The sequence below is a fragment of the Bremerella sp. TYQ1 genome (assembly GCF_020150455.1).
GTDB classification, from domain to species: domain Bacteria; phylum Planctomycetota; class Planctomycetia; order Pirellulales; family Pirellulaceae; genus Bremerella; species Bremerella volcania_A.
On record NZ_CP083740.1, the window covers coordinates 367,606 to 391,540 of the forward strand.

The 23,935-nt window shown below is 55.0% G+C and carries 17 protein-coding genes; 7 read left to right on the plus strand and 10 right to left on the minus strand.

Features of this window, described 5'->3' with window-relative positions; translation table 11 throughout:
* Positions 1-93 precede the first annotated feature (93 nt).
* The 4 genes from LA756_RS01405 to LA756_RS01420 are packed head-to-tail and all read right to left on the minus strand — an operon-like array spanning position 94 to position 5,285.
* Positions 94-1,716: an ABC transporter permease gene (locus LA756_RS01405; protein WP_224438102.1), complete on the minus strand. Its 1,623-nt coding sequence runs from the start codon at positions 1,714-1,716 to the stop codon at positions 94-96.
* Positions 1,713-2,660: an ABC transporter ATP-binding protein gene (locus tag LA756_RS01410; RefSeq protein ID WP_224438103.1), complete on the minus strand. Its 948-nt coding sequence runs from the start codon at positions 2,658-2,660 to the stop codon at positions 1,713-1,715. Before LA756_RS01410 ends, LA756_RS01405 begins: the two co-directional genes overlap by 4 nt.
* A 4-nt stretch (positions 2,661-2,664) precedes the next feature.
* Positions 2,665-4,959 (minus strand): hypothetical protein, encoded by a 2,295-nt coding sequence (locus tag LA756_RS01415; protein ID WP_224438104.1) that lies wholly within the window; start codon positions 4,957-4,959, stop codon positions 2,665-2,667.
* A 38-nt stretch (positions 4,960-4,997) separates the two neighbouring features.
* Positions 4,998-5,285 (minus strand): hypothetical protein, encoded by a 288-nt coding sequence (locus LA756_RS01420; RefSeq protein ID WP_224438105.1) that lies wholly within the window; start codon positions 5,283-5,285, stop codon positions 4,998-5,000.
* A 181-nt stretch (positions 5,286-5,466) separates the two neighbouring features.
* Between LA756_RS01420 and LA756_RS01425 the strand changes: the two genes are divergently transcribed.
* Positions 5,467-5,862, plus strand: a complete 396-nt coding sequence (locus tag LA756_RS01425; RefSeq protein WP_224438106.1) for a metallopeptidase family protein — start codon at positions 5,467-5,469, stop codon at positions 5,860-5,862.
* A gap of 110 nt (positions 5,863-5,972) precedes the next feature.
* Positions 5,973-7,982, plus strand: coding sequence for an NAD(+) synthase (gene nadE, locus LA756_RS01430; RefSeq protein ID WP_224438107.1), 2,010 nt, complete (start codon positions 5,973-5,975; stop codon positions 7,980-7,982).
* Positions 7,983-7,988: 6 nt separating this feature from the next.
* On the opposite strand, the gene LA756_RS01435 is transcribed toward nadE, so the two are convergent.
* The 3 genes from LA756_RS01435 to LA756_RS01445 all read right to left on the minus strand — a co-directional run bounded on the left by LA756_RS01435 (position 7,989) and on the right by LA756_RS01445 (position 12,109).
* Positions 7,989-10,820: a hypothetical protein gene (locus LA756_RS01435; RefSeq protein WP_224438108.1), complete on the minus strand. Its 2,832-nt coding sequence runs from the start codon at positions 10,818-10,820 to the stop codon at positions 7,989-7,991.
* A gap of 83 nt (positions 10,821-10,903) precedes the next feature.
* The gene (locus LA756_RS01440; RefSeq protein WP_224438109.1) at positions 10,904-11,419 is read right to left on the minus strand and encodes a peptide chain release factor-like protein; all 516 of its coding nucleotides are present in this window, start codon (positions 11,417-11,419) and stop codon (positions 10,904-10,906) included.
* Between the two features lie 6 nt (positions 11,420-11,425).
* Entirely contained in the window at positions 11,426-12,109 is a 684-nt protein-coding gene (locus LA756_RS01445; protein WP_224438110.1) for an SDR family oxidoreductase, read from the minus strand.
* A 75-nt stretch (positions 12,110-12,184) separates the two neighbouring features.
* On the opposite strand from LA756_RS01445, the gene LA756_RS01450 reads away from it, so the two are divergent.
* Complete coding sequence (locus LA756_RS01450; RefSeq protein ID WP_224438111.1) at positions 12,185-12,661, plus strand: DUF309 domain-containing protein; 477 nt, start codon at positions 12,185-12,187, stop codon at positions 12,659-12,661.
* Here LA756_RS01450 and LA756_RS01455 read toward each other — a convergent pair.
* From LA756_RS01455 to LA756_RS01465, 3 genes are all read right to left on the minus strand, one after another.
* Positions 12,658-13,077, minus strand: coding sequence for a hypothetical protein (locus LA756_RS01455; protein WP_224438112.1), 420 nt, complete (start codon positions 13,075-13,077; stop codon positions 12,658-12,660). The genes LA756_RS01450 and LA756_RS01455 overlap by 4 nt on opposite strands.
* Positions 13,078-13,291: 214 nt before the next feature.
* Positions 13,292-14,074 (minus strand): DUF4105 domain-containing protein, encoded by a 783-nt coding sequence (locus LA756_RS01460; RefSeq protein WP_224438113.1) that lies wholly within the window; start codon positions 14,072-14,074, stop codon positions 13,292-13,294.
* Positions 14,075-14,252: 178 nt separating this feature from the next.
* Positions 14,253-15,050: an HAD-IIB family hydrolase gene (locus LA756_RS01465; protein WP_224438114.1), complete on the minus strand. Its 798-nt coding sequence runs from the start codon at positions 15,048-15,050 to the stop codon at positions 14,253-14,255.
* Positions 15,051-15,149: 99 nt separating this feature from the next.
* Between LA756_RS01465 and LA756_RS01470 the strand changes: the two genes are divergently transcribed.
* The 4 genes from LA756_RS01470 to LA756_RS01485 all read left to right on the plus strand — a co-directional run bounded on the left by LA756_RS01470 (position 15,150) and on the right by LA756_RS01485 (position 23,890).
* Positions 15,150-16,046 (plus strand): PfkB family carbohydrate kinase, encoded by an 897-nt coding sequence (locus tag LA756_RS01470; RefSeq protein WP_224438115.1) that lies wholly within the window; start codon positions 15,150-15,152, stop codon positions 16,044-16,046.
* A gap of 60 nt (positions 16,047-16,106) precedes the next feature.
* Positions 16,107-18,239, plus strand: a complete 2,133-nt coding sequence (locus LA756_RS01475; protein WP_224438116.1) for an HAD-IIB family hydrolase — start codon at positions 16,107-16,109, stop codon at positions 18,237-18,239.
* Entirely contained in the window at positions 18,232-20,205 is a 1,974-nt protein-coding gene (locus LA756_RS01480; RefSeq protein WP_224438117.1) for an alpha-amylase family glycosyl hydrolase, read from the plus strand. Before LA756_RS01475 ends, LA756_RS01480 begins: the two co-directional genes overlap by 8 nt.
* A 271-nt stretch (positions 20,206-20,476) precedes the next feature.
* Positions 20,477-23,890, plus strand: a complete 3,414-nt coding sequence (locus LA756_RS01485; protein WP_224438118.1) for a DUF2126 domain-containing protein — start codon at positions 20,477-20,479, stop codon at positions 23,888-23,890.
* Positions 23,891-23,935: the final 45 nt, after the last annotated feature.

Sequence of the window (23,935 nt, forward strand, 5' to 3'; positions counted from 1 at the left end):
AGAATAGCTTGCCGCGACGAGCACACGCCCCAGCGTACGGCAGAACGCGGTTCGTCCCGTCGGCGAGGGCGTCATAATCGTTACGACACGAACCTAGGCCAAGGGATCGCTGGTCGGTTCGAGCGTTTCCGGAAGGTTCTCAGGCAGGAAGCGGGGATCGACTTCACGCGTCGGGAACAGCTTTCTCGCCGAGAGCAGGAAGTTCAGCAGAAACAGACCTGCGGAAAAGACCATCATCGCAACCACAAACAGGGTCACCCACGGCTGCCCCACGAACGCGGAGTCGTCCATTCCTTCAACAAAGAACCAGAACGGATTGGTCCAGTGGTTGAAGTTGCGGTCCATGGTCCGATTGGTGAGCACCTGAAAGCCAAGCGGCAGCATCACGCTGGTCACCAGCAAAATGAGATGCAAGATGACCGAGACAAAGATATCCGCGCGAACGACAAGCGTGACCAACCGCATGATCAGTCGGCCGATCGACAGAAAGCACATGCAATACGTCATCAACCCTGCCGCATAGAAAAACGCGTTGGCCGAATCGGTCGATGAAAGTCCGTTGAGCGAATTGAAAAACGCCACACAGCCGATGATGATCAAGCCGCTGAGTAGCGACGTCACGACGAACAAATAGCCACGGTCAGGCCCCGGGATGAGCCAGTTTCGCCAGATGCGATCGAGCGAAAACGTCGGAATGCCTCGTTTGATCCGTGGTGAGATCGTGGGGGATTCGCCGTTGATAAATGCCCCCATGATAAACCAGTGCAGTGCCAGCAGGATGCCAAGGGTCATCAAGATCTCTTGCTCTTGCGGAAAGCGAAGGGCCATGTAGCCGAGCCAGCCGATGGCCAGCAGGTGCTGGATCAGCATTGCCCGGCGAATGCCTGCCGAGCGGTTTTCGCTGGCAAACGTAATCTGAGCCGAAGCGACTTCGATCAGCAGATAAAGGTAACTGGCGTAAACGGTAAGCAGCGCAAAAGAAGTCAGCCAGAAGTCCGAGTTATCGTACATCCGCCATCCGGAGTCCTCGTAGATGCTGCCGTAGCTGATGACTAAGCCAACAATAAACAGGAAGATGAACAGCAAAATAACAATCACCGACAACGCCGACTGCCAATGTCGCTGCTGCGTAACACAGGCCAGCACCAAGCCGACGCCCGAGAGAAGCACCGACGCCAAGAAGGCCCAGCACAGGACGTAGCCGATGGTGATGATATCAATCCCACGCAGCAGATAGGTGAACGCAAGACAAGGGGCCAACGCCGACAGGTAAACCAGCATCTGGACCATGGAACTGATCAGTTTACCGGTGATAATTTGACGAGGGCTGAGCGTCGAGATCGAAAGCAACTCGAACGTGCCATCTTCCCGCTCCGACGCCAGCGAACGAAACGCCGAGAAGGGAATGATCACAATCAGTGGAAACAGCAAGATGTCGACGTAGCCGACCATCAAGTAGGGACCATCCGGCGAGTAAAGAATTCCCGGGTAGCGGAAATAGATGGCCAGCAGCGACCAGATCCAACTGGTCAAAAGCACCAAGGCGAACGTGATCGCGAAGTGCCGGCTTTTAAGGGCCTGACGCGTCTCCTTAACCAGGATCGGGTTGAGATACTCGCCCAGGTCTTCCAAGCGGCGATCGACCGTTTGCCACCAAGAACGAGTTTCCGGCGACGGCGAAGCCGATTCTTCCGCGGCGATATCGACAGTAGTCACTGAACCCTTCCTTTCGTGACGTTCAGGAAGACATCTTCCAGCGTCGAATGACGTGCCCCGAACTCCGCGATGCGAAAACCGGCTTCAATCATTTCTTTCAACAACACCGCTTCCTCGGCACGTTCGCCGATGTGCGAAAAGTGAAGCAGTTCGCCATCGGTGACAATCTCGTCGTAGCTCTCTCGTTCGGTCAGCCAATCGGCAAGTCCTTGCGTGTTTTCGAGCACCCGAACGCGAACGCGGCTTTTGGTCAGTTGCCCCCGCTGGATGTCGGCGACGCTGCCGGTCGCGAGAAGTTGTCCCTGCTCGATAATGCCGACCACGTCGCACATCTCGGCAAGCTCGGTCAAAATGTGCGAGCTGACGAGAATCGTTTTGCCATGTTGAGCAAGTCGGGCAATCATCTCGCGAAGTTCGATACGTGCCCGGGGATCGAGCCCTGCGGCTGGTTCATCCAGAATCAGTACCGCTGGATCGTGAATCATCGACCGGCCCAGGCAAAGCCGTTGCTTCATCCCTTTCGAGAGGCCACTGATCGGCTTTTCGGCCAGTACATCCAGCCCCGTGAACTCCATTGTTTTGTCCATTGCCAGTCGGCGTTCACGTCCACGCAGGCCGTAAGAACGTGCAAAGAAGTCGAGATACTCGCGGCAATTCACGTTGGCATATACGCCAAACGCGTCGGGCATGAATCCAAGCCGCCGACGAACTTTATCAGGGTCGTTAATTACCGAATAGCCATCGATTAACGCGTCGCCGGCGGTGGGAAGATCGAGCGTAGCGAGGATTCGCATGCTGGTCGTTTTCCCTGCGCCATTAGGGCCGATATAGCCGTAAACCTGACCGGGGTAGACTTCGAACGAAACGTCATTCACGGCTTTGGTCTTGCCAAAGAAGCGGTGCAGTCTTCGCAGTTCGATGACCGGCGTGCGTGTCGCAATCATTTGGTTACCATTTTCCCATCACGACTTCGAGACTTTTTTCACCGCTACGAACGTCCAGCCCCAGAGGCGTTTCCGGAAAACGTTCGACGATGGCCACATAACTTTTTGGGCCCAACGCTTTGAACCCTTTGGCCATTTGGTCGCTCAGTTGACGTTCGAGTAGGGATTGTCCGAACGTGGGGGGAGCGAGATAAAGCTCGGGGGTGTTCGAGCTTTGGATGTAATAGTTGTGCTGCCGCGAATCGATGCGAACATAGGCGCGGCGGTCGAAACCTTCCGGAATGTTCAGGCCGGCATCGTTAATCGTTCTACGGAAATCTGAAATATCGCTCGGCGTCGCAGGCTGGAGCGTCGACGTTGCGTCGGTCTTTAAATTGCCGGCGTAGAAAGTGTCTTGTTTGTCATCGATGACAAGCAACTTTAAGACGTTCGTGCCTAGTTGGTTCTGGACGGAAAGCTGATCGCCGGATGAGGAGATGTTCAGCTTCAACGGTGTTTCAAACGGACGAATGGCCAAGTATTGCTGCGTGACACGCGAGCGGAAATAGCCGCCGCGTAAGACCTGGTTGTCACCCCAGTTCAATCGCTTCTGCCCGGTATGCTGGGTGAGCGGATACTGTTCGTAGTCGTAAATCGCCGTATCAAGAGGAAACGTAAGCCCCGAGGACGATGCCAGGCCGGCGTAATAAGATTGACGGCTCCACGTTGCCCCTTGGCCGGTATGTTGGTCCAGCAGGGTCACCGAGCGAATCCTTGACTGCGTGTGCAGGCCATCAGAAACGAAGGCATATCCCATCAGCAGGAATGTGACCAAAAGTGCTCCGACAGGAACGGTGACAATCAAAAAGTTGAGCCTGCCGAGCGAGCGAAGCAGGAAGTAATTGACAGGCCCAATTACGATAACGAACAACGTGATGAGCAACTCGAACGTGGTGACAGGGGCGACACCAACGCCAGGGATTAAGAACTCCCAGAAACCGGGGTTTTCGCGAAGCCGCGACATGCCGTGCCGTTGGAACCAGGCCAAGCGTTGTCCTTCAAACGTCGCGAAAATGCGTTCCCATGAACCAACCGAGCCTGGGAATGGATTTTCCTGCACCAGCAGCATGCGTCCGAAACCTTCATCGCGAGTCGCAAGCTGCAGCAAATCACCAGGATCGGTCACTTTACCTGATTGACGATCGTCTGTTTCGACCAGTTTTCCATTGCGGATTCCAAGAGGCTTATACGTGCCGGCATTGGCGGCTGTGAATCGATTGCCTGGCTGTCGCATCTTGTTGAAAATACCGAGATCTCGAAGCTCGACATCTTCGGACGACATCCGTTGCCATTGCGGTCGATCGTCCGTGTCTTTGTGTCCCAGCAGTTGATCGATTGCCTGAGGACCATCTTGCTCGGCATTCCAGATAAGCAGGTTGCCGCCAGACACAAGCCAGTTGTGCAACGCCGCGAATCGATCTGGGTATTTATCGTGAAGCGTGGTGAAGTCTTCTCGGTCGAGCAGAATGAAATCGGCCGAAGAAAGCCCTTGCCATGTCGTCGGCATATCGGTCAAAGGAGCGACATCGCTACGAGTAAGGAAGTCCAGGGCTGTTAATGTGTTGTTCGAACTGTCTCTGAAATGGGATTGCAATTGCTGGTTGTTGGGCAATGTCTGTTCGTTGAACAAAATCCGCAAGTCGGGCAACTCGACGGTTGGCTTACCTTCTTCTTCCAGAGTTGCTTGCTCGAGAACCCAGTTTGATCGCAAGTCGCGAGGCGGGGCATTGCGGTGGAACACAATCGTCGAGGGGTAGGCTTCCGTGTAATAGCCATTGGCGTAGAACGAGACAACCGAAAAACCTTGGTTCGATAGCTCGTCAAGCTTGTTGCCATCTTCAAACGTAAGAACGCTCATCGTGTTCCAAAGGAATTGCTGCGGCACCAAGACGGTGTGGTCGGCCGAACTTTTCCCCTGCGGTAGCTTGATTTGCTGAGTAACGACAGGAAATGGATTGCGATTGTTGTAGTTGTAATAGCTGGGAATCAGCGAAACGTCGATCCGACGATCGGCCGGGGCAGGGCGGCCATTGGCAGTGGTAACCGTGAGGCGTATCGGCCGATACCCGCTGCCATCGATCCAACGCGTATCGATTGCCAGAAACAGTCCATGATCGGGCTTGTCGGGAGGCGCAGGCAATCGAATAACCCGGCCCGTTTCTGCATACGCGGCATGGAGCGGCGCGAGTACCAAAACGGCTAGAAGCAATCCGACAGCCAACGTGCGGATAACATGACGAGACGAAGCAAGAGAAGGCATACGATGGACTTTCCAAGCTGCCTGACGGCAACACGCCGTTATTGGCTGTCGATTTCTTTCGGCGGAATGATTTGTGGGGCCGGCACCTCGGTTGCGAAGGGGGCCTGGCCTTTTTTAGGAGTTATTGCTTGGATCAGATTCATCATCACGTAGCCGATTGCACCAAACATCATGTGAATGACAACCCATAATGCGGCGGCACATACGACCAACGAGACCGCTTTGGCCCAGTCGGAACCTGCGATTGCCTGGCGTATGGTAAGCGAGGCCACCGCAGCGAGGGTGATTAGAACGAACAGTTTGGCAATGGAAAAGCGTTGAATCATGTCCTCATTGTCTCTGCCGAGGCTTCGTTTGCAAGCAATTTGCCAAAGGCCCATTCGTCCGTAGTTCGCGAATCTTGGGGGCACAGGGGACAAACTTTTTCAGATATTTTCAGCGGGGTGGTCGGCCGGTTCTGGGTGCGGATAATTGAGGATAACGTACCTATCCCTGATGAGGCCCCGCATGGACTCGCAATCTCGCGAAACGTTTGATCTGCATCTCGAGCACGTACTTGCTCGTTTGCCTGAATCGATTTCGACGCTGCTCGATAAAGTTCCTATGATCGTCGAAGATTACCCGTCCGATGCATTGTTGCGGCAGCTTGGGCTACATAGCCGACGTCAGTTGTGCGGACTTTATACCGGTATCCCGCTATCCAACCGATCGATTCAAGGGCCCGCGGTTCCGTCGGATGTCATTCAGATCTTCCGCGAAGGGATCCTTTCGCAAACCCGATACGTCAATGGGCAAGTCACCGCCGAAGGACTGCAGGAGCAGATCCGGATCACCATTCTGCACGAGCTGGGACATCATTTCGGCATGACTGAAGAGGATCTTGACGAGCTAGGCTACGGCTAATCGGGGTGAGCCTTGCTTGGCTGCGATGTGTCCCCCTTGGTGTCCGATAGACCCGAACATCGGCATCGGGTAGCTTGTTGGGAAACAACGAACTTCGGGGAATATTCATCGTGCTGAACGTCAAAGTTGCCGCTGCGGTCCTCAACCAAACGCCGCTCGACTGGGAAGGAAACACGCAAAACATCTTGGATGCCCTCCAGGCGGCACGCGATCAGGGGGCATCCATCGTCTGCCTGCCGGAACTGTGCATCACAGGGTATGGCTGCGAAGATGCGTTTCTTTCTGCCGGGATGCGACGCATGGCGTGGGAAAAATTGCAAGAGCTTCTGCCGGCAACGAAAGGCTTAGTGGCTTGCATCGGCCTGCCGATTTCGTACCGCGGTTTGGTCTTCAACGTTGCCGCGATTGTCGCCGATGGCAAACTGATGGGTTTGGTCCCGAAAAAGAATCTCGCCGGTGACGGGATCCATTACGAGCCGCGCTGGTTCAAACCATGGCCGAGCGGCAAGCGCACCTATTATGAAGAAGGCGACCAAAAGATTCCGCTGGGGGACTTGGTCTTTGATTTCGATGGTGTGATGGTCGGTCTCGAGATCTGCGAAGATGCCTGGGTCGCGACGCGGCCGGGGGGACGTCTCGCCGAACTAGGCGTCGATTTGATCTTAAACCCAAGCGCCAGCCATTTCGCATTCGGCAAGCAGGAAGTTCGTCGCCGGTTTGTGCTGGAAGGATCAAGGGCGTTTCATGCCGCTTACGTCTATGCCAACTTGCTCGGCAACGAAGCAGGTCGGGCGATCTACGATGGCGGAGCGATGGTTGCTTCCGAAGGTCGCTTGTTGGCTGAAGCCCCGCGGTTCAGTTTCCGGAATGTGGTCGTCACCACGGCAGTGGTCGATATCGACGTGAACCGCATGAACCGGGCCAAGAGCGATGCGTTTGTGCTCAACTTCGATGCGGCGAAAGATCAAGTCGTCACGTCGCAGTTTGCTTTGCCTCACGGAAACCCTGAGGTAAAAGAACAAACGCTCGCGGCGTGGGAAAAGTCGGACCGATTGAAGGAAGAAGAGTTCACCAGGGCAGTCACGCTGGGCCTGTTCGATTACCTTCGCAAAAGTCGTTCGCGCGGATTTGTTGTTTCGCTTTCTGGTGGAGCCGATTCGGCTGCTGTGGCAACGCTTTGTGCTTACATGGTGCAATTCGCGCTGGGCGACATCGGCGTCGATCAGTTCGCACGAAAACTGCCGTACATCGAAGGTCTCAACGAAATCGTCAACGCAGCCGATGTGAATCGCATTTTGCTAACATGCGTTTATCAGGCCACACGCAACAGCGGCGACGTGACCTACGAAGCGGCTAAGGGAGTTGCCGAAACGGTCGGTGCGAATTTTCACCGTATCGATGTGGACGACATCGTCCAGAAGTACATGGCTCTTGGCGAGCAAATGCTTGGTCGTCCCCTGACTTGGGAACAGGACGACATCGCGCTGCAGAACATTCAAGCGAGAACCCGATCGCCAAGCATCTGGCTGATTGCCAACTTGAAGAATGCTCTTTTGCTTTCGACCAGCAATCGCTCTGAGGCGGCGGTCGGTTATGCCACCATGGATGGCGATACGAGCGGCGGGCTTTGTCCCGTTTCGGGGATCGACAAAGCGTTCCTCCGCGAGTGGCTTGTCTGGATGGAAGAGGAAGGACCGCAAGGATATGGCTGTTTGCCGGTGCTAGAGCTCATTAATAAGCAGCAACCAACCGCCGAGCTTCGTCCGTCCGATCAAAATCAAACCGATGAAGGCGACTTAATGCCATACACGGTGCTCGATGCGATTGAACGTTTAGCCATCCGAGACAAGCAAGTCGCCGTCGAAGTGCTGGCCCATTTGCGGGAGAAGTACCCCGTTTACACGCTCCAGGAGCTAGGTAACTTCATTCAGCGTTTCTTCCAGCTTTGGAGCCGCAACCAGTGGAAGCGGGAACGTTACGCCCCGGGCTTTCACCTGGACGACGAAAACCTCGATCCGAAGACCTGGTGTCGATTCCCGATCTTGTCAGGCGGATTCCAAGTGGAACTCAAGCAAATGTGGGACAAGATCGACGAATTGGAACCGAAGGAAACGGAATAGACGCCGCTAAAATTGGCGTCCTTCCGCTTTTGGCTGCGGAAGGGGTTGCGGACGTGGAATTGGTTCTGGCAACTCTTCCGCTTTGGGAGTGATCGCCGGAGGTGTTTTGGCGTCCTCCTTTTTCGGCTTCTCTTCCTTCGGTTTACTGCCGCCGCCGAGAGCGCCTCCCATGTTGAACAAGTTGAAGCCGGGGAGCTTCAATCCTGGCTCAGGCTTCTCGTTCTGCATTTCCAACTGGGCATGCATCTCGATCAGGTGCTCGTCAACGTTCAAGCGTACATCCAAACCGCGGAACCAATCCATGACGTTGGCCTGAAAGTCTCTGCCTTCTTCACTCCAGGCGGTTGAAACCCAGCGTCCGTAACCGTTGCCATTGGTTTCGTATTTAAACTGACCGCCGAGAGGGTCGATGAACTCGAGATTCAACAGCTGGTCGACAAACGCTTTGGCCTGATTGCTGGGAACGCCTAATTGATTGTGGACATCGTGGAACAACGCCGCGTTGGCCAGGCTTCCTTTTTTCGCGAGGGCCTGAGCAAGTCCGTTGGCCAGCGGGGTGATCTGAGCGTTGGAGATATCGCCGACATGAAGACGTACTTGAGCAGGGTATTCATCTTCGACGATCGCCAATTGCGGCGTGACGTCGGCAAGAATATCTGGATGGAACGAAAGGGTCGAGAAATCGTTGTACTCGCGACGCATCAAGCCGAATGGCAACTGCGAGTAGCCATAAATGTCCGGTGCCGCGGCTGGACCAATAAACGGCATACGGTCGATCAACCCAGGTTTCGGCCAAGCCGTCAAATAGCCAGGCGTGGCCTGAATCATCCTGAGCGTGTTGAAGAAGCCTTGGTTGGTGAAGTCTTCCAGTGGGAAGGGAAGGTCCTTCACCGCCACCGCATAATGGGTCGCCCCGCCACTGTACTTGCCATTTAAAATTGCTTGAAACGCAACGACATCACTGGGCGTCGTGGCAATGTGCGTTGTCACCGGGGGACCGAGGAAATCAAGCATCTGGCTGAAGTTCGATTTCTGGAATGGAGATACCCGGGCGTCGATTGCGATTCGCTCCAGCCCTTCGTCATTCAGTTTGAAGCGATGGATGCCGACCATCAACGGGTTCATCTGTCGCCACTGTGTCATATGGAATTGACGCAGGCGATTGAATTCGGAAACCTCCTGCGGCGTCATCCCGATGATGTCCATGTCGGGAATCGGGACGAAATGACCACGACCTCCCCGGATGGAATCGCCCAACGTGTCGCCGGTAACGATGGTATGACTGCCGTCGGCGCGTTGACCGAAATTTCGAGGCAGGAAACCAGCCGCGATCAGTCCTTCGACCGAAGTGTCTTGAAAGCCTTCATTATTGGCTGCGGCAGTTGCCATCTGCTGCAGTTCCATCTCGATCACGCTTTGCAGTCGGCGACGCATCTCTACGCGATACTGCGGCGAGTACAAACCGCGGAAGAACTGCGACGAGAGATAGACAAAGACGGTGTCTTTACGGCTAACCGGCATCAAACCGCGGGCATAGCGGAACTCGCGTGAATTGGCCAGGCTGGTCGACGATTTCTCTAGCGAGAGAAAACGCTCCATGATTGCCCGAGAGGTCGTTACCAGGTGAAAGTCGCCGCGAGCGTAATAGAACGATCGCAGCGTATTGTCAGGCGTCGACAGGAACGAAACCTCTTTGCCATCGATCGTAATTGTTTCGAGCGTGGCTCCTTGCTTCTTAAAGTCGCGAAGCGCATCGCGGCGGTTCTTTTGGATGTCGTTGGCCAGCAGGGCACTTTGCTTCGCATGGAATAGCATCCCCAGTGCGCCCCCTTCTCGCGTGTAGGTATCGCGTCCGATCAGTGCGACATCTTGTACGACGCGGTCACCGAAGATCTCGGCAAGCTCTGACTGCTTCAGCGAGAGTTGTCGCTGTACCACTTCGTTCAAATGAACGGCGACACGGCGATTGGAAACCATTCGCGACAAATCGCCCCCGTTCCGCTCGAGCAGTTTATTGAGCCACAGGTAATTGCTCAGCGAACCGAAGCGAACGTAGAAACATTCCTCCGGCACGTACTTGGCGATCGGTTCGATCTCGACGTCGGGCTGCGGATCGGGGACGGCGAGTGGTGCCCATTCAATCGGAGGTACCACAGGACCGAGCTGGCCGTTGGCGGCGATCTCGTTGTTCATGATCGCTTTCAGCATCGCATCGTGGACCGCTTCAGTTCCCATCAACTGACTTAGCGACTGACTCGGATCGAGTGCGGAGCGGTCGGCGAATACTTTTTCGCTCAACGGTGGCGGCGACAATCCAAGCCGCCCGGAAAGCATCATCGATAAATACGTCTCCAGGACCGGTGGATGCTCGATGGAACTGGCACGGTCGCGGACAACTTCGTGGTAGCTACGCCACCATTGCCGCATCAAACTGTTGTAAGGTCCGTCGCGGCGAATCTTAGGCACCACATGCACGCGGTGAGGTGTCGGTGTGTTGACGGTGACGTCCATCGGAGCACTGCCGCGGAACAGGAAGTGGATTTCAACTTCCTGCGGAGGCGTGACTTGATCCGCCCCCATCAGTGACTGAAGCAGCGGAAGAAAACGTTTCGGCTTAAAGACAGGGTAAAAGATTCGGCCGTCTGGATCCGAGATGGAGAATGCCTGGCTATCGATTGGATCGCCGAAATCGGCTCGTTGAAACGGAATCACCATGCGAGCGACGCCCCATGGTTCGCCGGCGATGGCGTTGACTTGCTGCGCGAAGCTGGATTGGGCGGTCCCCATCAGCAAGAGCAGGGTGGCGCAAAATACGATCCGTCGAGTCAGGCAGGCCATCGATTGCTTCTCCAAAATAAACATTTCCCAATGATCTCATGGTTCGCCGATTTGGGAAACCTGTCAAGGGAAAGTCGATGGGGCTATTTAAGTCGTTTCAGGCCCAGTTTTTCCCGCTGTTGATTAAGCTGGGCAAACGCGGCCGATTCGTTTTTCAGAAACTTCACCAATTGATTGGTCGAACACTGCAAATGGCTTGCCGCTGCGGCAGCGTCCCACTGGTTAAACGTCAGCACAGCAATTGCTTCGGCCAAAAGGGACGGGAAATCGTCGTGCGTCGGGTTAATGGCAAGTTTTCCACTACGCAAGCGAGAACGCCAAAGTTCGCTGGGAGAACTGGACAGATCGAAGTTCGCTGGTGGATCAAGAGCCAGTTTCACACGGAGACGAAAGATGGCGACCTGGCGATTGGCCTCTTGGCTGCGGCGCTCGTTGGCCTCGCCTGACTTGCCAGAGATAGGATCGTGAATGACGACCGCGGTTTCCACTTTATTGCGATGCTGCCCGCCTGGGCCGCCGCGACGCAGGCGTTGGATGTCGCACTGCTTGAGAAGCTGCTCGGCCGGCCAGGCTGCCGGGTGATCGATACCTTGAGGCATATTTGCTTACTTCACGATACTGATCGATTGGCCATTCTCTTCCGCGCCGAGCGAAAGAATGAACGGCACTGCGTACTGGGCCCAGTCTTCCGGTTTAGGAGCACTCGAGGCCCCTTCGGAGAAGCACTTCTCGAGCATATCGGTGTGGATCATGCCAGGGCCCAGGGGAATAGCAGCCATGCCGTCGGGGAGCTCTTGTGCCAGTGACTTAGTCAGCCCTTCGATGGCAAATTTGGTGGCACAGTAAGGACCAACATTGGGTGAAGTGGTTCGTCCCCAACCGGAACTGAAATTGATGATGACGCCTTCACGCTGCTCGATCATCTTGGGGGCGAACACTTTAACGACGTGAAAGACCCCTTGAATGTTGATGTCGAGCATGTGCGAAAACTCATCGACGGGAACCTGCCAGACAGGGTTGGTTTCGTTGATGATCGCAGCGTTGTTGATCAACAAGTCAGGCACACCAAAGGTTTCCACAACCGAACGATGCCACTTCTTCACGTCATGCCAATTGGTCACATCGACTACATCAAAACGATGAGGCGAGCCATATTGTTCGCTCAGTTGTTCGATTTTGTCGGCGGAACGCCCACACCCGGCGACTTGATGGCCGGCGGCGATAAAGCCATCGACCATGGCACGGCCGAGCCCCTTTGTAGCGCCGGTAACGACAATTTTGCGAGCCATGGTCGGATCCTTGTGAGGGCTATCGATGTGCTGGTCCGTCGGTCATTACAATGGCCCAGGATGAAAGACGCAACCATGGCAAACAGAATCCCCCGTTACGAGCCAAGCTTGTCGCTCCCGCGTGAAGCGTACGTTCCGGGACAATCGGCACGGCCGAGCGAGACTTTTGCTGGGGAAACGCCTCAGCAATCGATTCGTTTCGGGATCGACCTATTCAATGGTGGCTTCTATTGGGAGGCACACGAAGCGTGGGAAGCGGCGTGGATGACGCTGGGTAGAAATGGAGCAGCGGCAGACACGCTGCAAGGCTTAATTCACTTGGCCGCGTGCGGGGTGAAAGCTCGCCAAGCGTCGGTTCATGGAGTTTCCACGCATGCCGAAAAAGCGATTCAACGATGGTGCAATGCGGAGGAAGACCTTGGCATCGCTTCGCTGAGCAAGCTCACCGAGCAGGTAAAGAAAGTCCGGCAGACTCCCAGTCGTATCCTTGCCAAAACGCAGGAAAACGTGGTTATCGTGTTCGACTTCCAAATCGAATTGTCGGGCGGTTAGTTCTCGGCTTTGGCCATCGCTTCGATCTTCGGGGTCAAGCCGCGGCGATACTCGCGTGGGAGATAATCCCGTTCGACGAGTTCCGGATCGTACTGCGTCCAAGTCTCGCGCATGTTCTTACCGACCACGCTGCGGATGACATCGCCATCGCGCCAGGTGGTGGTATAGGCCCCGTCGGTCCATCGCTTTCGGGGAACTTGCCAAGAACTCTTCAGCAGACGCCATGCGGTAACGTGGAACCGGGCATCGCTGTGCGACCATTCATAGAAGATGACCTGGTCGAAGATCAAACGGCCTTGTGAATCGTAGTAGTGGTTCACCTCGATCAGGTCGACCTGATCCTGGACCACTGGCGTGTGGGGCGAGGCCCCAAGAATCATCCACAAGGCAGCTACCGAAAAAGTAACACCACTCATAATTTCCTCCCTAACGGTCCGTCGTGTAAGGGCAGTTGTGGCAGAGTAGGGTGTATCTATATTCGAATTTCGGATAGGGCAATGTCGATTGATCAGGATTTATGAAGACATGCTGAAAACCACAGAAAAAACGGGCTAAGAGCTGCTAGCTGCTTGCCGCAATGGCAATGCGGTGCCCTTAGGCAATTCGGGTGGATGTTCTTCCAATTACCTGTTAGCGGCGGATGTACTCTGAGAAGTTTTCGTCGTCGCGATAACGCTCGGCGAGATGATTGATTCTCGACTCGCTGCGTAGCTGTTCAAAGGGAACCGTCGTGTCGAGCAGCCCAAGCGAGTAAGCGTATTCGTCGCTGTAGCCAGGCAGAAGAATCCGCATATCATACGGCACGCTCTTCGGGGCGATTTTATTCACGTGCGAAACAATGTTCGTCGTGCAGTTGTTCGTCAGCGTGTTATAGAACTCAGGCTTCGCGGCAAGTTCGTTGGCTCGTTTAACCACATCCAGGAACAGTGCCTGGGCTTGCTCTGGCTGGGCAACGGTTCGGTATAGATAGACGTCGCTCTTGTAATAGTTAGAACTCAAGTTGATGACGTCCCGTTCGTCGCCGATCACGTACATCAGTTCATACTGGTTGAAGAATCCTTTCCAGGCCGAGTATTCTTCAGTAGCTTCCTTGCGGATTTCGACCGAGGAAACCAGGTATTCGCCATCTTTCATCCCGAAGCTCAGCATCGTGTGAGCGACGCTCGGAGTGTCTTTAAAAGGTACGACGATGAAGTCGACGGTCTCGATATCGCTCAGGCGAATGTCTTTGTCGTAGTACTGTACGACATAGTCGTCCGCAGTCGCGTAGCGGCAATTGCGAACATTGTGGATCGTGATCTGATCGCCTCGAACTTCGCCGATCGGCAGTCGGGCTTGATCAGGGGCCCAGTTGCGGTTGTTGGTCGCAACGATTGCTTTGCAGCCTGTCGACATCGCGACTAGACACAGCATTCCCACTGCCAGCCCAAGGCGGCATGCGACCATTCGAGTTAGAATCGAAAGCGTTAGCACCGGGAAAATCATAGGGGGAGATACAGGGGACGACTTTCGCGGTGCAACTTATAGGAAACCGGTGCTGGCAACGCAACGCCAATGACGCATTTTGCTAGCGAAACGGTTGCTACTGCTGCTAGGGTATCAGACCAAAGTGCCGACAGCCGGCGAGAACCCCACTGGTAGCATGCTTGCGAGCAATGTAGACCCGATCGACTTGCCGCTTGCTTTCATAGTGCTGGTGGACCGTTTCCATGAGATCGCCTGAAGCGTTTCCGACAACGATCGTTCGATAGCCGGCAGTCATTGCGGCTAAGTCATTGCCGGAATCCCCGGAGAAGACCAGCTCTTTGTTATCCAGTCCGGTATGGTCGGTCCACCACTGCAACGCGTAGGCCTTGGAAACGTCCGTAGGCAACAGATCGATCAAGCCATCGCCGGTGAAAGGATCGACACTACTTATCACGCTGTACGGCAGTTCGCGATGGGTAATAGTGTCCAGCACGTCGTCGTGAATTTTGCGGAGCTGCTTGGCATCGCAGTAAAAGCTGAGCTTGAACTTCCCCTGCTTCTCTTCCTCCTGCAGACGGAGTGCCTGGTTCTCGGCAAACTGTTCGCGAATTTTGCCTGGCGAGAATTCACCGACGATCGATTGCAGGTGATCGACATAAGGATCGGCCACGGTGAACGTACCATCCTCATTTCGCTGATAGATCGAACTGCCTACGTCGCAGATCACCCAGTCAGGCTTGGGCAGCGCGTAGCGGCTGATGGCATCTTGAACCGATTCCAAATGACGCCCTGTCACAAAGGTCAACGTGACCTGATTGGCGCGGAGGGCTTCCTCCAATTGAACTAAGTCGGCTTTGTTTTCTTCGTTGCCCTCAAGGGGAATGAAAGTTCCATCCAAGTCGGTAGCGAGAACTTTGCTCACGTTACGTCCCTTTTGTCCGATTTGAGTTTGTGCCGTTGGAATGCTAAAACAATGTTACTCAATTACTAAACGATCCGTCTAACCGATCGATATAGATTCGTGTCTACTCCGACTGCAAGTCGCTCGCCATTGATATTGGGGGAAGTCCTTTTTGACCGCTTCCCAGATGGCCGCCATGTTCTCGGCGGCGCTCCGTTTAACGTTGCTTGGAATGTCCACGGCATGGGCTTTTCGCCCTGTATGGTCACCGCTGTCGGCTCGGACGAGCCCGGCGACGATGTCCGTAACGCAATGTCCAACTGGGGCATGTCAGCCAACTTCGTGCAGACGGTCGAAGACAAGCCTACGGGTGCCGTTGAAGTCACGTTAAAAGATGGCGAACCGGTCTACGACATTTTGAAAGAGCGCGCTTGGGATTACATCGAGCCGCCCCAGATCGAAGACTTTTCTAGCTTCTCTTATCTGTATTACGGCAGTCTTGCGTATCGTAGCGAACGCACAGCCGCCACGATCCGCAAATTGATCGAAGAAAGTGGCTTGCCCCGCTTCGTTGATCTGAACGTACGTCCTCCATGGTTTGACGAATCTTGGGTGGATGTGCTCGTTGATGGGGCGGATTGGCTGAAATTGAACCACGACGAACTTCAACGACTCACTCAGATGCCGTGCGAGACCCAAGGCCAAGTCCGTCAGGCGGTCGATAAATTCCGTACGGGGCACAAAGTCGCCAATTTCTGTATCACATCTGGCTCGAAAGGTGCTTTTCTTGCCACAGAAGATGGTGATGGCATCGAAATTGCAGTCACCAAACCAGATCCTCTCGTCGACACTGTCGGGGCAGGGGATGGATTCGCGTCAGTCCTTCTTGCCGGACTGATATCGGGCCGCCCTTTGCGTCAGGTTGGCGAAGCAGCGTCTCGATTCGCCGGAAAAGTTTGCGAGAACCATGGGGCAACTTGCCAAGACAAGTCGTTCTATGAAGACGTCTTCATCTGAGGAGCGTTGCCGATTCCGAGAGCTTTTCCACAACCAACAACCTTCAAAGAATGACTCTCCATGAAGATCGCTCTGATAAGCTTACATGGCTTAATCCGCGCCCACGATGCCGAACTCGGTCGCGACGCGGATACGGGCGGCCAGGTCAAGTATGTCCTGGAATTGGCCGCGGAACTGGCCAAGCAGCCCGGTGTCTCTGAAGTTGAACTACTAACACGTCAAATCATCGACGACCGCGTCTCCGACGACTACGCGCAAGTCGAAGAACCGATCTGCGAAAACGCGAAGATCGTACGTATTCCATTTGGACCAAAGCGCTATATCCGCAAAGAATCGCTTTGGCCGTACATCGAATTCTTCGTCGATCAAACACTGCATCACTTCCGTCGAGCCGGCTTGCCAGATCTGATTCATGGCCACTATGCCGACGCTGGTTTGGCCGGGGCGCAGCTCGCTCGTCTGCTGCACATTCCGTTTGTCTTCACGGGGCACTCTTTAGGACGAGTGAAGCAAGAACGGTTGATTGCGAAAGGGAAGTCGATCGAAGACCTCGAGCGTCGTTACAAGCTCTCGCAGCGAATCGAAGCCGAAGAGGTCGCACTCGAAACCGCTTCCATGGTGGTTGCAAGTACGAACCAGGAAGTCGAACAGCAGTACGAAAAGTACGAAAACTACGTACCCGATCGCATGGAAGTGATTCCGCCGGGCGTGAATCTCCAGTCGTTTGCGCCTCCTAAATCGAAGGACGACGACTACACGATCGGGCCTCAGATCGAGCGATTTTTGCGAGATCCAAGCAAGCCGCCTCTGATCGCCATGGCACGGCCGGACGAGCGTAAAAACCTGGAGATGCTCGTCCGTGTGTATGGCGAAAGCAAGCGACTGCAAGAGTTGTCGAACCTTGTGTTGATCATGGGAACACGAGAGACGCTCAAGGATCTTGCCCCTGCTCAGCGGCGAATTGTCGAACAAATCTTGGGACGCATTGACGATTACGATCTGTATGGATCGGTGTCGTATCCGAAGATGCACACTCCGAGTGATGTGCCAGACATTTACCGCTGGGGAACGCAGCGCCGCGGCGTGTTCGTCAATCCAGCACTCACCGAACCATTCGGACTGACGCTTCTTGAAGCGGCTGCGGCCGGCATGCCGATTGTCGCTACCAACGACGGTGGTCCACGCGACATTGTGGCAAACTGCCATAACGGTTTGCTGGTCGATCCGCTGGACGGAGAAGCGATTGAGAAAGCGTTGCTGCGGATGCTGACCGAACCGAAGCAGTGGGACGATTGGTCGAGCAATGGGTTGTCCGGCGCGGAAAAGCACTACTCGTGGGCCAATCACGCGAAGCGTTACTGGCGCGACGTCAATGACATTCTCGATCACTCGGCCCAACCGGTTTTAGCGAAGAGTGCCAAAGTACGTCGTTTGCCGAACTTCGATCGCTTGATCATCACCGATCTCGACAACACATTGACCGGCGACGACGACGGGCTGCGTGATTTCTTGGAGACGATTCGCGAGCACGACTACATTGGGTTTGGAATCTCGACGGGACGCCGGCTCGATAGTGCGATGGAATTGATCGAAGAAATGAAGCTGCCGCGGCCCGATTTGATTTGTGCCGGCGTCGGCACGGAGCTTTACTATGGTGAAAACCTGACGAATGATCGTAGTTGGCGCAAGCAGATTGGCTTGCACTGGACACCTGACGCAATTCGTGCTCTGTTTGATGGGGTGGATGGCGTCTACGTCCAGAAAGACAGCCAACAGTCTGAATTCAAGATCAGCTTCGACATCGACAAGAGTGTCGCCCCAGGTATTCCAGCCATAAAACGCATGTTGCGTGAGGCCGGCATACGTGCTCGTGTCGTTTTTTCGCGAGATATGTACCTGGACATCCTGCCCAATCGTGGGGGGCCAGGCGTGGCCGTACGTCACGTCCTCTACAAATGGGGCTTTTCCCCGGAAAAAGTACTCATCGCTGGCGACAGCGGGAACGACGAGGGGATGCTCAAGGGACGTACGCTTGGAGTGGTTGTAGGGAATTACAGTCCTGAGCTAGAGAAGCTTCGGGACTGGCCGCGGATCTATTTCGCGGAGAGCCATCATGCGCGAGGTATCTTGGAGGGAATCAATTACTATCAGTTTCTAGATAACATCACGATACCCAATGATCGGAATGAGTAGGAATGGACAGCCTGACCAAGTGCAAACCGAAGCGGAGATTTCGCTCAAGCGACTTCTACCGCGGCTGGATGCGTTCTGGTCGGAAGACGACGTCGAAAGCGGACTAGCGCGGCAGTTCACGCAGCGTTTAGTTAGCGAGTGGCCTCGGTTGTTCCGTCTGCTCTTTACGCTGTACCACGGCCGATACGATTTCTTCTATCACCTGGAGGAAATCATGTTTACCGCAGCACGAGGATGGAAGGACCGAAGTCCTGAGCTGCGCGAACAGGATGACCATCGGTCTAACGACCCGACATGGTTTCAGTCGGAACATATGGTGGGTGGTGCGCTGTATGTGGATCTCTTTTCCGAGAACCTCAGCAAACTGCGCGAGTGCATTCCCTATTTCAAAGACTTGGGGCTCACCTACGTCCACTTGATGCCTCTGTTTGCGGTTCGGCCTGGCGATAACGACGGCGGATATGCCATCAGTAACTATCGCAGCGTCGACCCACGGCTGGGGACGATCGATGACTTGCGGCTGTTAGCCGACGAGTTCCGCAAAGCAGATATCTGTCTGTGTCTCGACTTTGTGTTCAATCACACGTCGGACGACCACTTCTGGGCACAGCATGCCCAAGCGGGCGATGTCGAGTATCAGCAGTATTATTACTGCTTCCCCGATCGCACCGTTCCGGATCAATACGAGCGAACCCTCCGAGAGATTTTTCCCACCGTCCGCCGCGGAAATTTCACCTGGCACGACGGGATGCAGAAGTGGGTTTGGACGACGTTCAACAGTTTCCAGTGGGATTTGAACTATCACAATCCGGCCGTTTTCCGAGCGATGCTGGAAGAAATGATCTTCATCGCCAATACGGGCGTCGATATCTTGCGTCTCGATGCGGTGGCATTCATTTGGAAGCAGATGGGCACCAACTGCGAGAACCTGCCGGAAGCGCATCTGCTGATTCAAGCGTTCAATTGTCTCGCTGGAATCGCCGCGCCAGGGCTTGTGTTCAAATCGGAAGCGATCGTCCATCCGGACGAGGTGGTCAAATACATCGATGAAGATGAGTGCCAGATCTCGTACAACCCGACACTGATGGCGTTGTTGTGGGAATCGCTGGCTACGCGAAGCACGCGGCTGCTAAAGAAATCGCTCAGTCATCGACATCGCCTCCCGCACGGGACTTCGTGGGTTAACTACCTGCGATGCCACGACGATATCGGGTGGACATTCGATGATGAAGATGCGGCCCAATTGGGGATCAACGGCTACGATCATCGACAATTCTTGAACAACTTTTACACCGGGCAGTTCCCAGGCTCGTTTGCACGAGGTGTTCCGTTTCAGCACAATCCCACGACGGGAGATATGCGGATCTCAGGCACGCTGGCGTCGCTCGCCGGGCTTGAGCAGGCGATCGAATTTCATGACCCCAAGCTGATCGAAATGTCGGTCCGGCGGATGTGCCTACTGTATGGCATTACGCTTAGCATCGGCGGCATTCCGCTACTGTATCTCGGCGAAGAGTGGGGGATGCTGAACGACTACGATTTCGTAAAGGATCCTGCCAAAGCGGGCGATACCCGCTGGATTCATCGTCCGAAGATGAAGTGGGAATATTTGAACAATTTTAAGCAAGAGGTTGATGAACAGAACGGGACGATTCGCGGGAAGATTTTCCGTTCGATTCAGCGACTTATCTCGCTGCGGAAGAATTTGCCTTCGTTGGCTGGGCAGCAAATGGAGCTTGTTCCCGTCGATAACCCACACGTTTTGGGCTTTATTCGGCACTTCGAGGGAAATCGAACTCTCATTCTTGCCAATTTCACCGAGGAAGAGCAGCGCGTTCCGGCCAACAACATCCGCACCGGCGGTCTGGGACGTTTCTTCCAAGATCTGATCTCCGAGCAGGAAATTGCCACGCATGACGATCTGATCATGCAGCCGTACGGTCTTCTATGGCTGGAAAGAATTTAAATTCGAATTACGCTGGTCATGGCCCAGAATTGGGCCCCATGTGCACAAATTTTTAGCACCTCAGCGCCAAACCTCAACTAAGTGTTAGGTTTAGGGCGAAGCGCAGGCATTGGCGCGTTATTTGCAATTCCGCTTAAGCGGATCGTGCCAATAAACGTGCAGGCGGCTGGCAGTAACGGGTTTTTTCGATTTTGTCGAACTCGCGGACTGAAAATGTGCCTCTGTGGCGATGGCATTTCTCTCCCGCGATTCGACTATCATTGAGGCTTCTATGGCGATCCTGACGGCGTTACATCATTCGACTAAGTACAAGTACGATCGCAAGATCGGTGTGGGTGCCCAAACCATTCGCCTGCGGCCGGCTCCGCATTGCCGCACCCCCATCCACAGTTACTCGCTGCGAATCAATCCGCAGCCCCACTTTCTTAACTGGCAACAAGACCCTCACGGCAACTTTGCCGCTCGCGTTGTCTTCCCAGAACCGGTCGATCACTTCACGGTCGACGTCGACTTGATCGCCGAAATGACGGTGATTAACCCGTTCGACTTCTTTTTGGAGCCCGACGCGGAAGACTTCCCGATCACCTACCAAGAGCCCCTGAAGACCGACCTGGCTCCGTTCCTGGAAAAGGAACCGCACGGCCCGCTGCTGACCGAATACCTGGATGGCGTCGATGTGACCCCGCGGCGTATCGTCGACTTCCTGGTCGATATCAACCAGCGTCTTCAAAATGATATCGCCTACACCGTGCGTATGGAGCACGGTGTTCAGACGCCAGAAGAAACCTTGGAGAAGCGACTCGGTTCGTGTCGCGACTCGGCGTGGCTTTTGGTTCAGATGCTGCGTCACTTCGGTCTCGCGGCCCGCTTCGCATCCGGCTACATCTGCCAATTGACGCCAGACATCAAGTCGCTCGATGGCCCTTCCGGTCCCGAGCAGGACTTTACCGACCTGCACGCGTGGACGGAAGTCTTCCTGCCGGGGGCAGGCTGGGTTGGGCTCGATCCAACGTCTGGTTTGTTCGCCGGAGAAGGGCACATTCCGCTTGCGTGTACCCCGTCGCCACTGACGGCTGCTCCGGTTTCGGGGACACATGAAAAGTGCGAAGTCGAGTTCGACTTCGAGATGAAAGTCACCCGTTTCCACGAAGACCCACGGGTTACGAAGCCTTACACCGATGACGAGTGGGAAGATATTCAGGCCTTAGGACACGAGGTCGACAAACATCTCGATCGTGTCGGCATCAAGATGACGATGGGGGGCGAACCAACGTTCGTTTCCATCGACGACATGGAAGGGGACGAGTGGAACACGGCGGCTGTCGGTCCAACCAAGCGAGGTATGGCCGACAAGCTGATGCGGAAGCTATTCAAACGTTTCGGCGAAGGGGGCTTCCTGCACTACGGACAAGGGAAGTGGTACCCCGGTGAATCGCTTCCACGCTGGGCCTTCCGATGCTATTGGCGACACGACGGCGAGCCGATTTGGAGAGACCCGACGCTGTTGGCCGAAGATGGGATGAACTACGGCCACGATACCGATCTGGCGATGCAGTTCATGCAGAAACTCGCCGAACAGCTTGGCGTCGAACCAAACCATGCGAATTACGCCTACGAAGACGCGTTCTATTACACATGGATGGAACGTCGCCTGCCGGTGAATGTCGACATTCATGATTCCAAGCTGGAAGACAAAGAAGAACGCGAACGCATTGCCAAAGTGTTCGAGCAAGGGCTCACCTCGCCGGTCGGTGTTGTGCTGCCGGTTCGTTACCTCTGGTGGGCCGCACAGCCTTGCTGGGAAAGTGGCGAATGGGTCGTCCGAAGCGACGAATTGTTCCTTATCCCCGGCGACTCCGCGATGGGTTTGCGGTTGCCGTTGAAATCGCTTGTCTACGAAACCGAAGACCAGTCAGCGGCACTGTTCCCATTGGATCCGATGGCTGAATCAACGCCGTTGCCATCGTATGCCGAGTTCATGGCGCGGCGGACGCCTGCGATGGTTGGAGGAGACTCCGGCAAGCCATGGTCGATGAAGACGTCCGGAGGGGACGACTATCGAAGTCCTTCGCGTCCTCAAGGAATGAGCGGTCAAAGTCTCGTATCGGATGGGTTCTTCGGGCCTGGCGATTGGAGTGACAATGGCGGGCCGAACCCGTTGAATCAACTCGTTCGCACGGCACTATGTGTTGAACCGCGGAACGGCTGTCTGCATGTCTTCATGCCTCCGGTCGATCGCATGGAAGGCTACTTAGAGTTGATCACGGCGGTTGAAAACGTCGCGACGGAATTGCAGGCTCCCGTCATTATCGAAGGTTACCTGCCTCCGCACGATGATCGTGTGAATCATTTGAGCGTGACCCCAGACCCTGGCGTCATCGAAGTGAATGTCCATCCAGCCAACAATTGGCAGGAATTGGTCGACATCACCACAGGCGTTTATGAAGACGCTCATCACACGCGTCTGGGGACTGAAAAGTTCAACCGCGATGGGACTCACACCGGAACCGGCGGTGGGAACCATGTCGTGCTGGGGGGACCGACACCAGCGGAAAGCCCCTTCCTGCAGCGACCTGATATTCTGCGTAGCTTGATCGCGTATTGGCACAATCATCCGTCGCTGTCGTATTTGTTCAGCGGCAACTTTATCGGCCCAACAAGTCAGGCCCCGCGCGTTGACGAAGGGCGTCGCGATGCCATCTATGAACTGAAGATCGCCTTCGAGCAGATCCCCGATAAGGGGCAGTTTTCGCCATGGTTGGTCGACCGGGTTTTCCGCAACTTGCTGGTGGATATCACCGGGAACACCCACCGTGCTGAATTCTGTATCGACAAGCTTTTCTCGCCAGACAATGCCTCCGGTCGCCGCGGCTTGTTGGAGTTCCGAGCGTTCGAGATGCCGCCGCACGCCCGAATGAGTCTTACGCAGCAGCTGCTACTGCGAGCTTTAATGGCTCGCTTTGCGGAAAGCCCTTATAAGGCGCCTTTGGTCGATTGGGACACCAGTCTGCACGATCGATTCATGTTGCCGCACTTTAATTATCAAGATTTTGAGGACGTCATCCAAGAAACTCAGGATGCCGGATTCCGCCTGGAACCGTATTGGTTCCTCCCTCACTTTGAGTTCAAATTTCCCAAGATTGGGGAGTTCTCGCACCGAGGTGTCCAGGTCGAACTGCGAAAAGCAATCGAGCCGTGGTACGTTCTCGGAGAAGAAGCAGGGCAAGGATTTACGGCCCGTTACGTCGACTCGTCGCTGGAACGGATGCAGGTCAAAGTCCGCGGTGCGATCGCCGAACGTCACATCCTGATGTGCAACGGACGTCGTATTCCACTGCATCCGACGGGAACCGAGCAGGAGTTTGTTGCTGGCGTCCGCTACCGAGCCTGGCAGCCGCCCAGCTGTTTGCATCCGACCATTCCAGTTGACGAACCGTTGACGATTGATTTGTACGATGGGTGGTTCCAAAGAAGCTTGGGTGGATGCCGCTATCATGTGGGGCATCCGGGGGGGAATAATCCAGAAGCATTCCCAGTGAATGCGTTCGAGGCCGAGTCGCGGCGAGGTACAAGATTCGAGAAAATGGGGCACACGCCCGGTTATGTCGAACTCCCGCCGGACGAGTCCTCGCGCGAATTCCCCTTCACGCTCGATTTGAGACGGGGTAAAACGAAGCATCTGTAACCCCACGCAGGGATTGCGTAACACCTCATTTTGGACAGCCCGAGG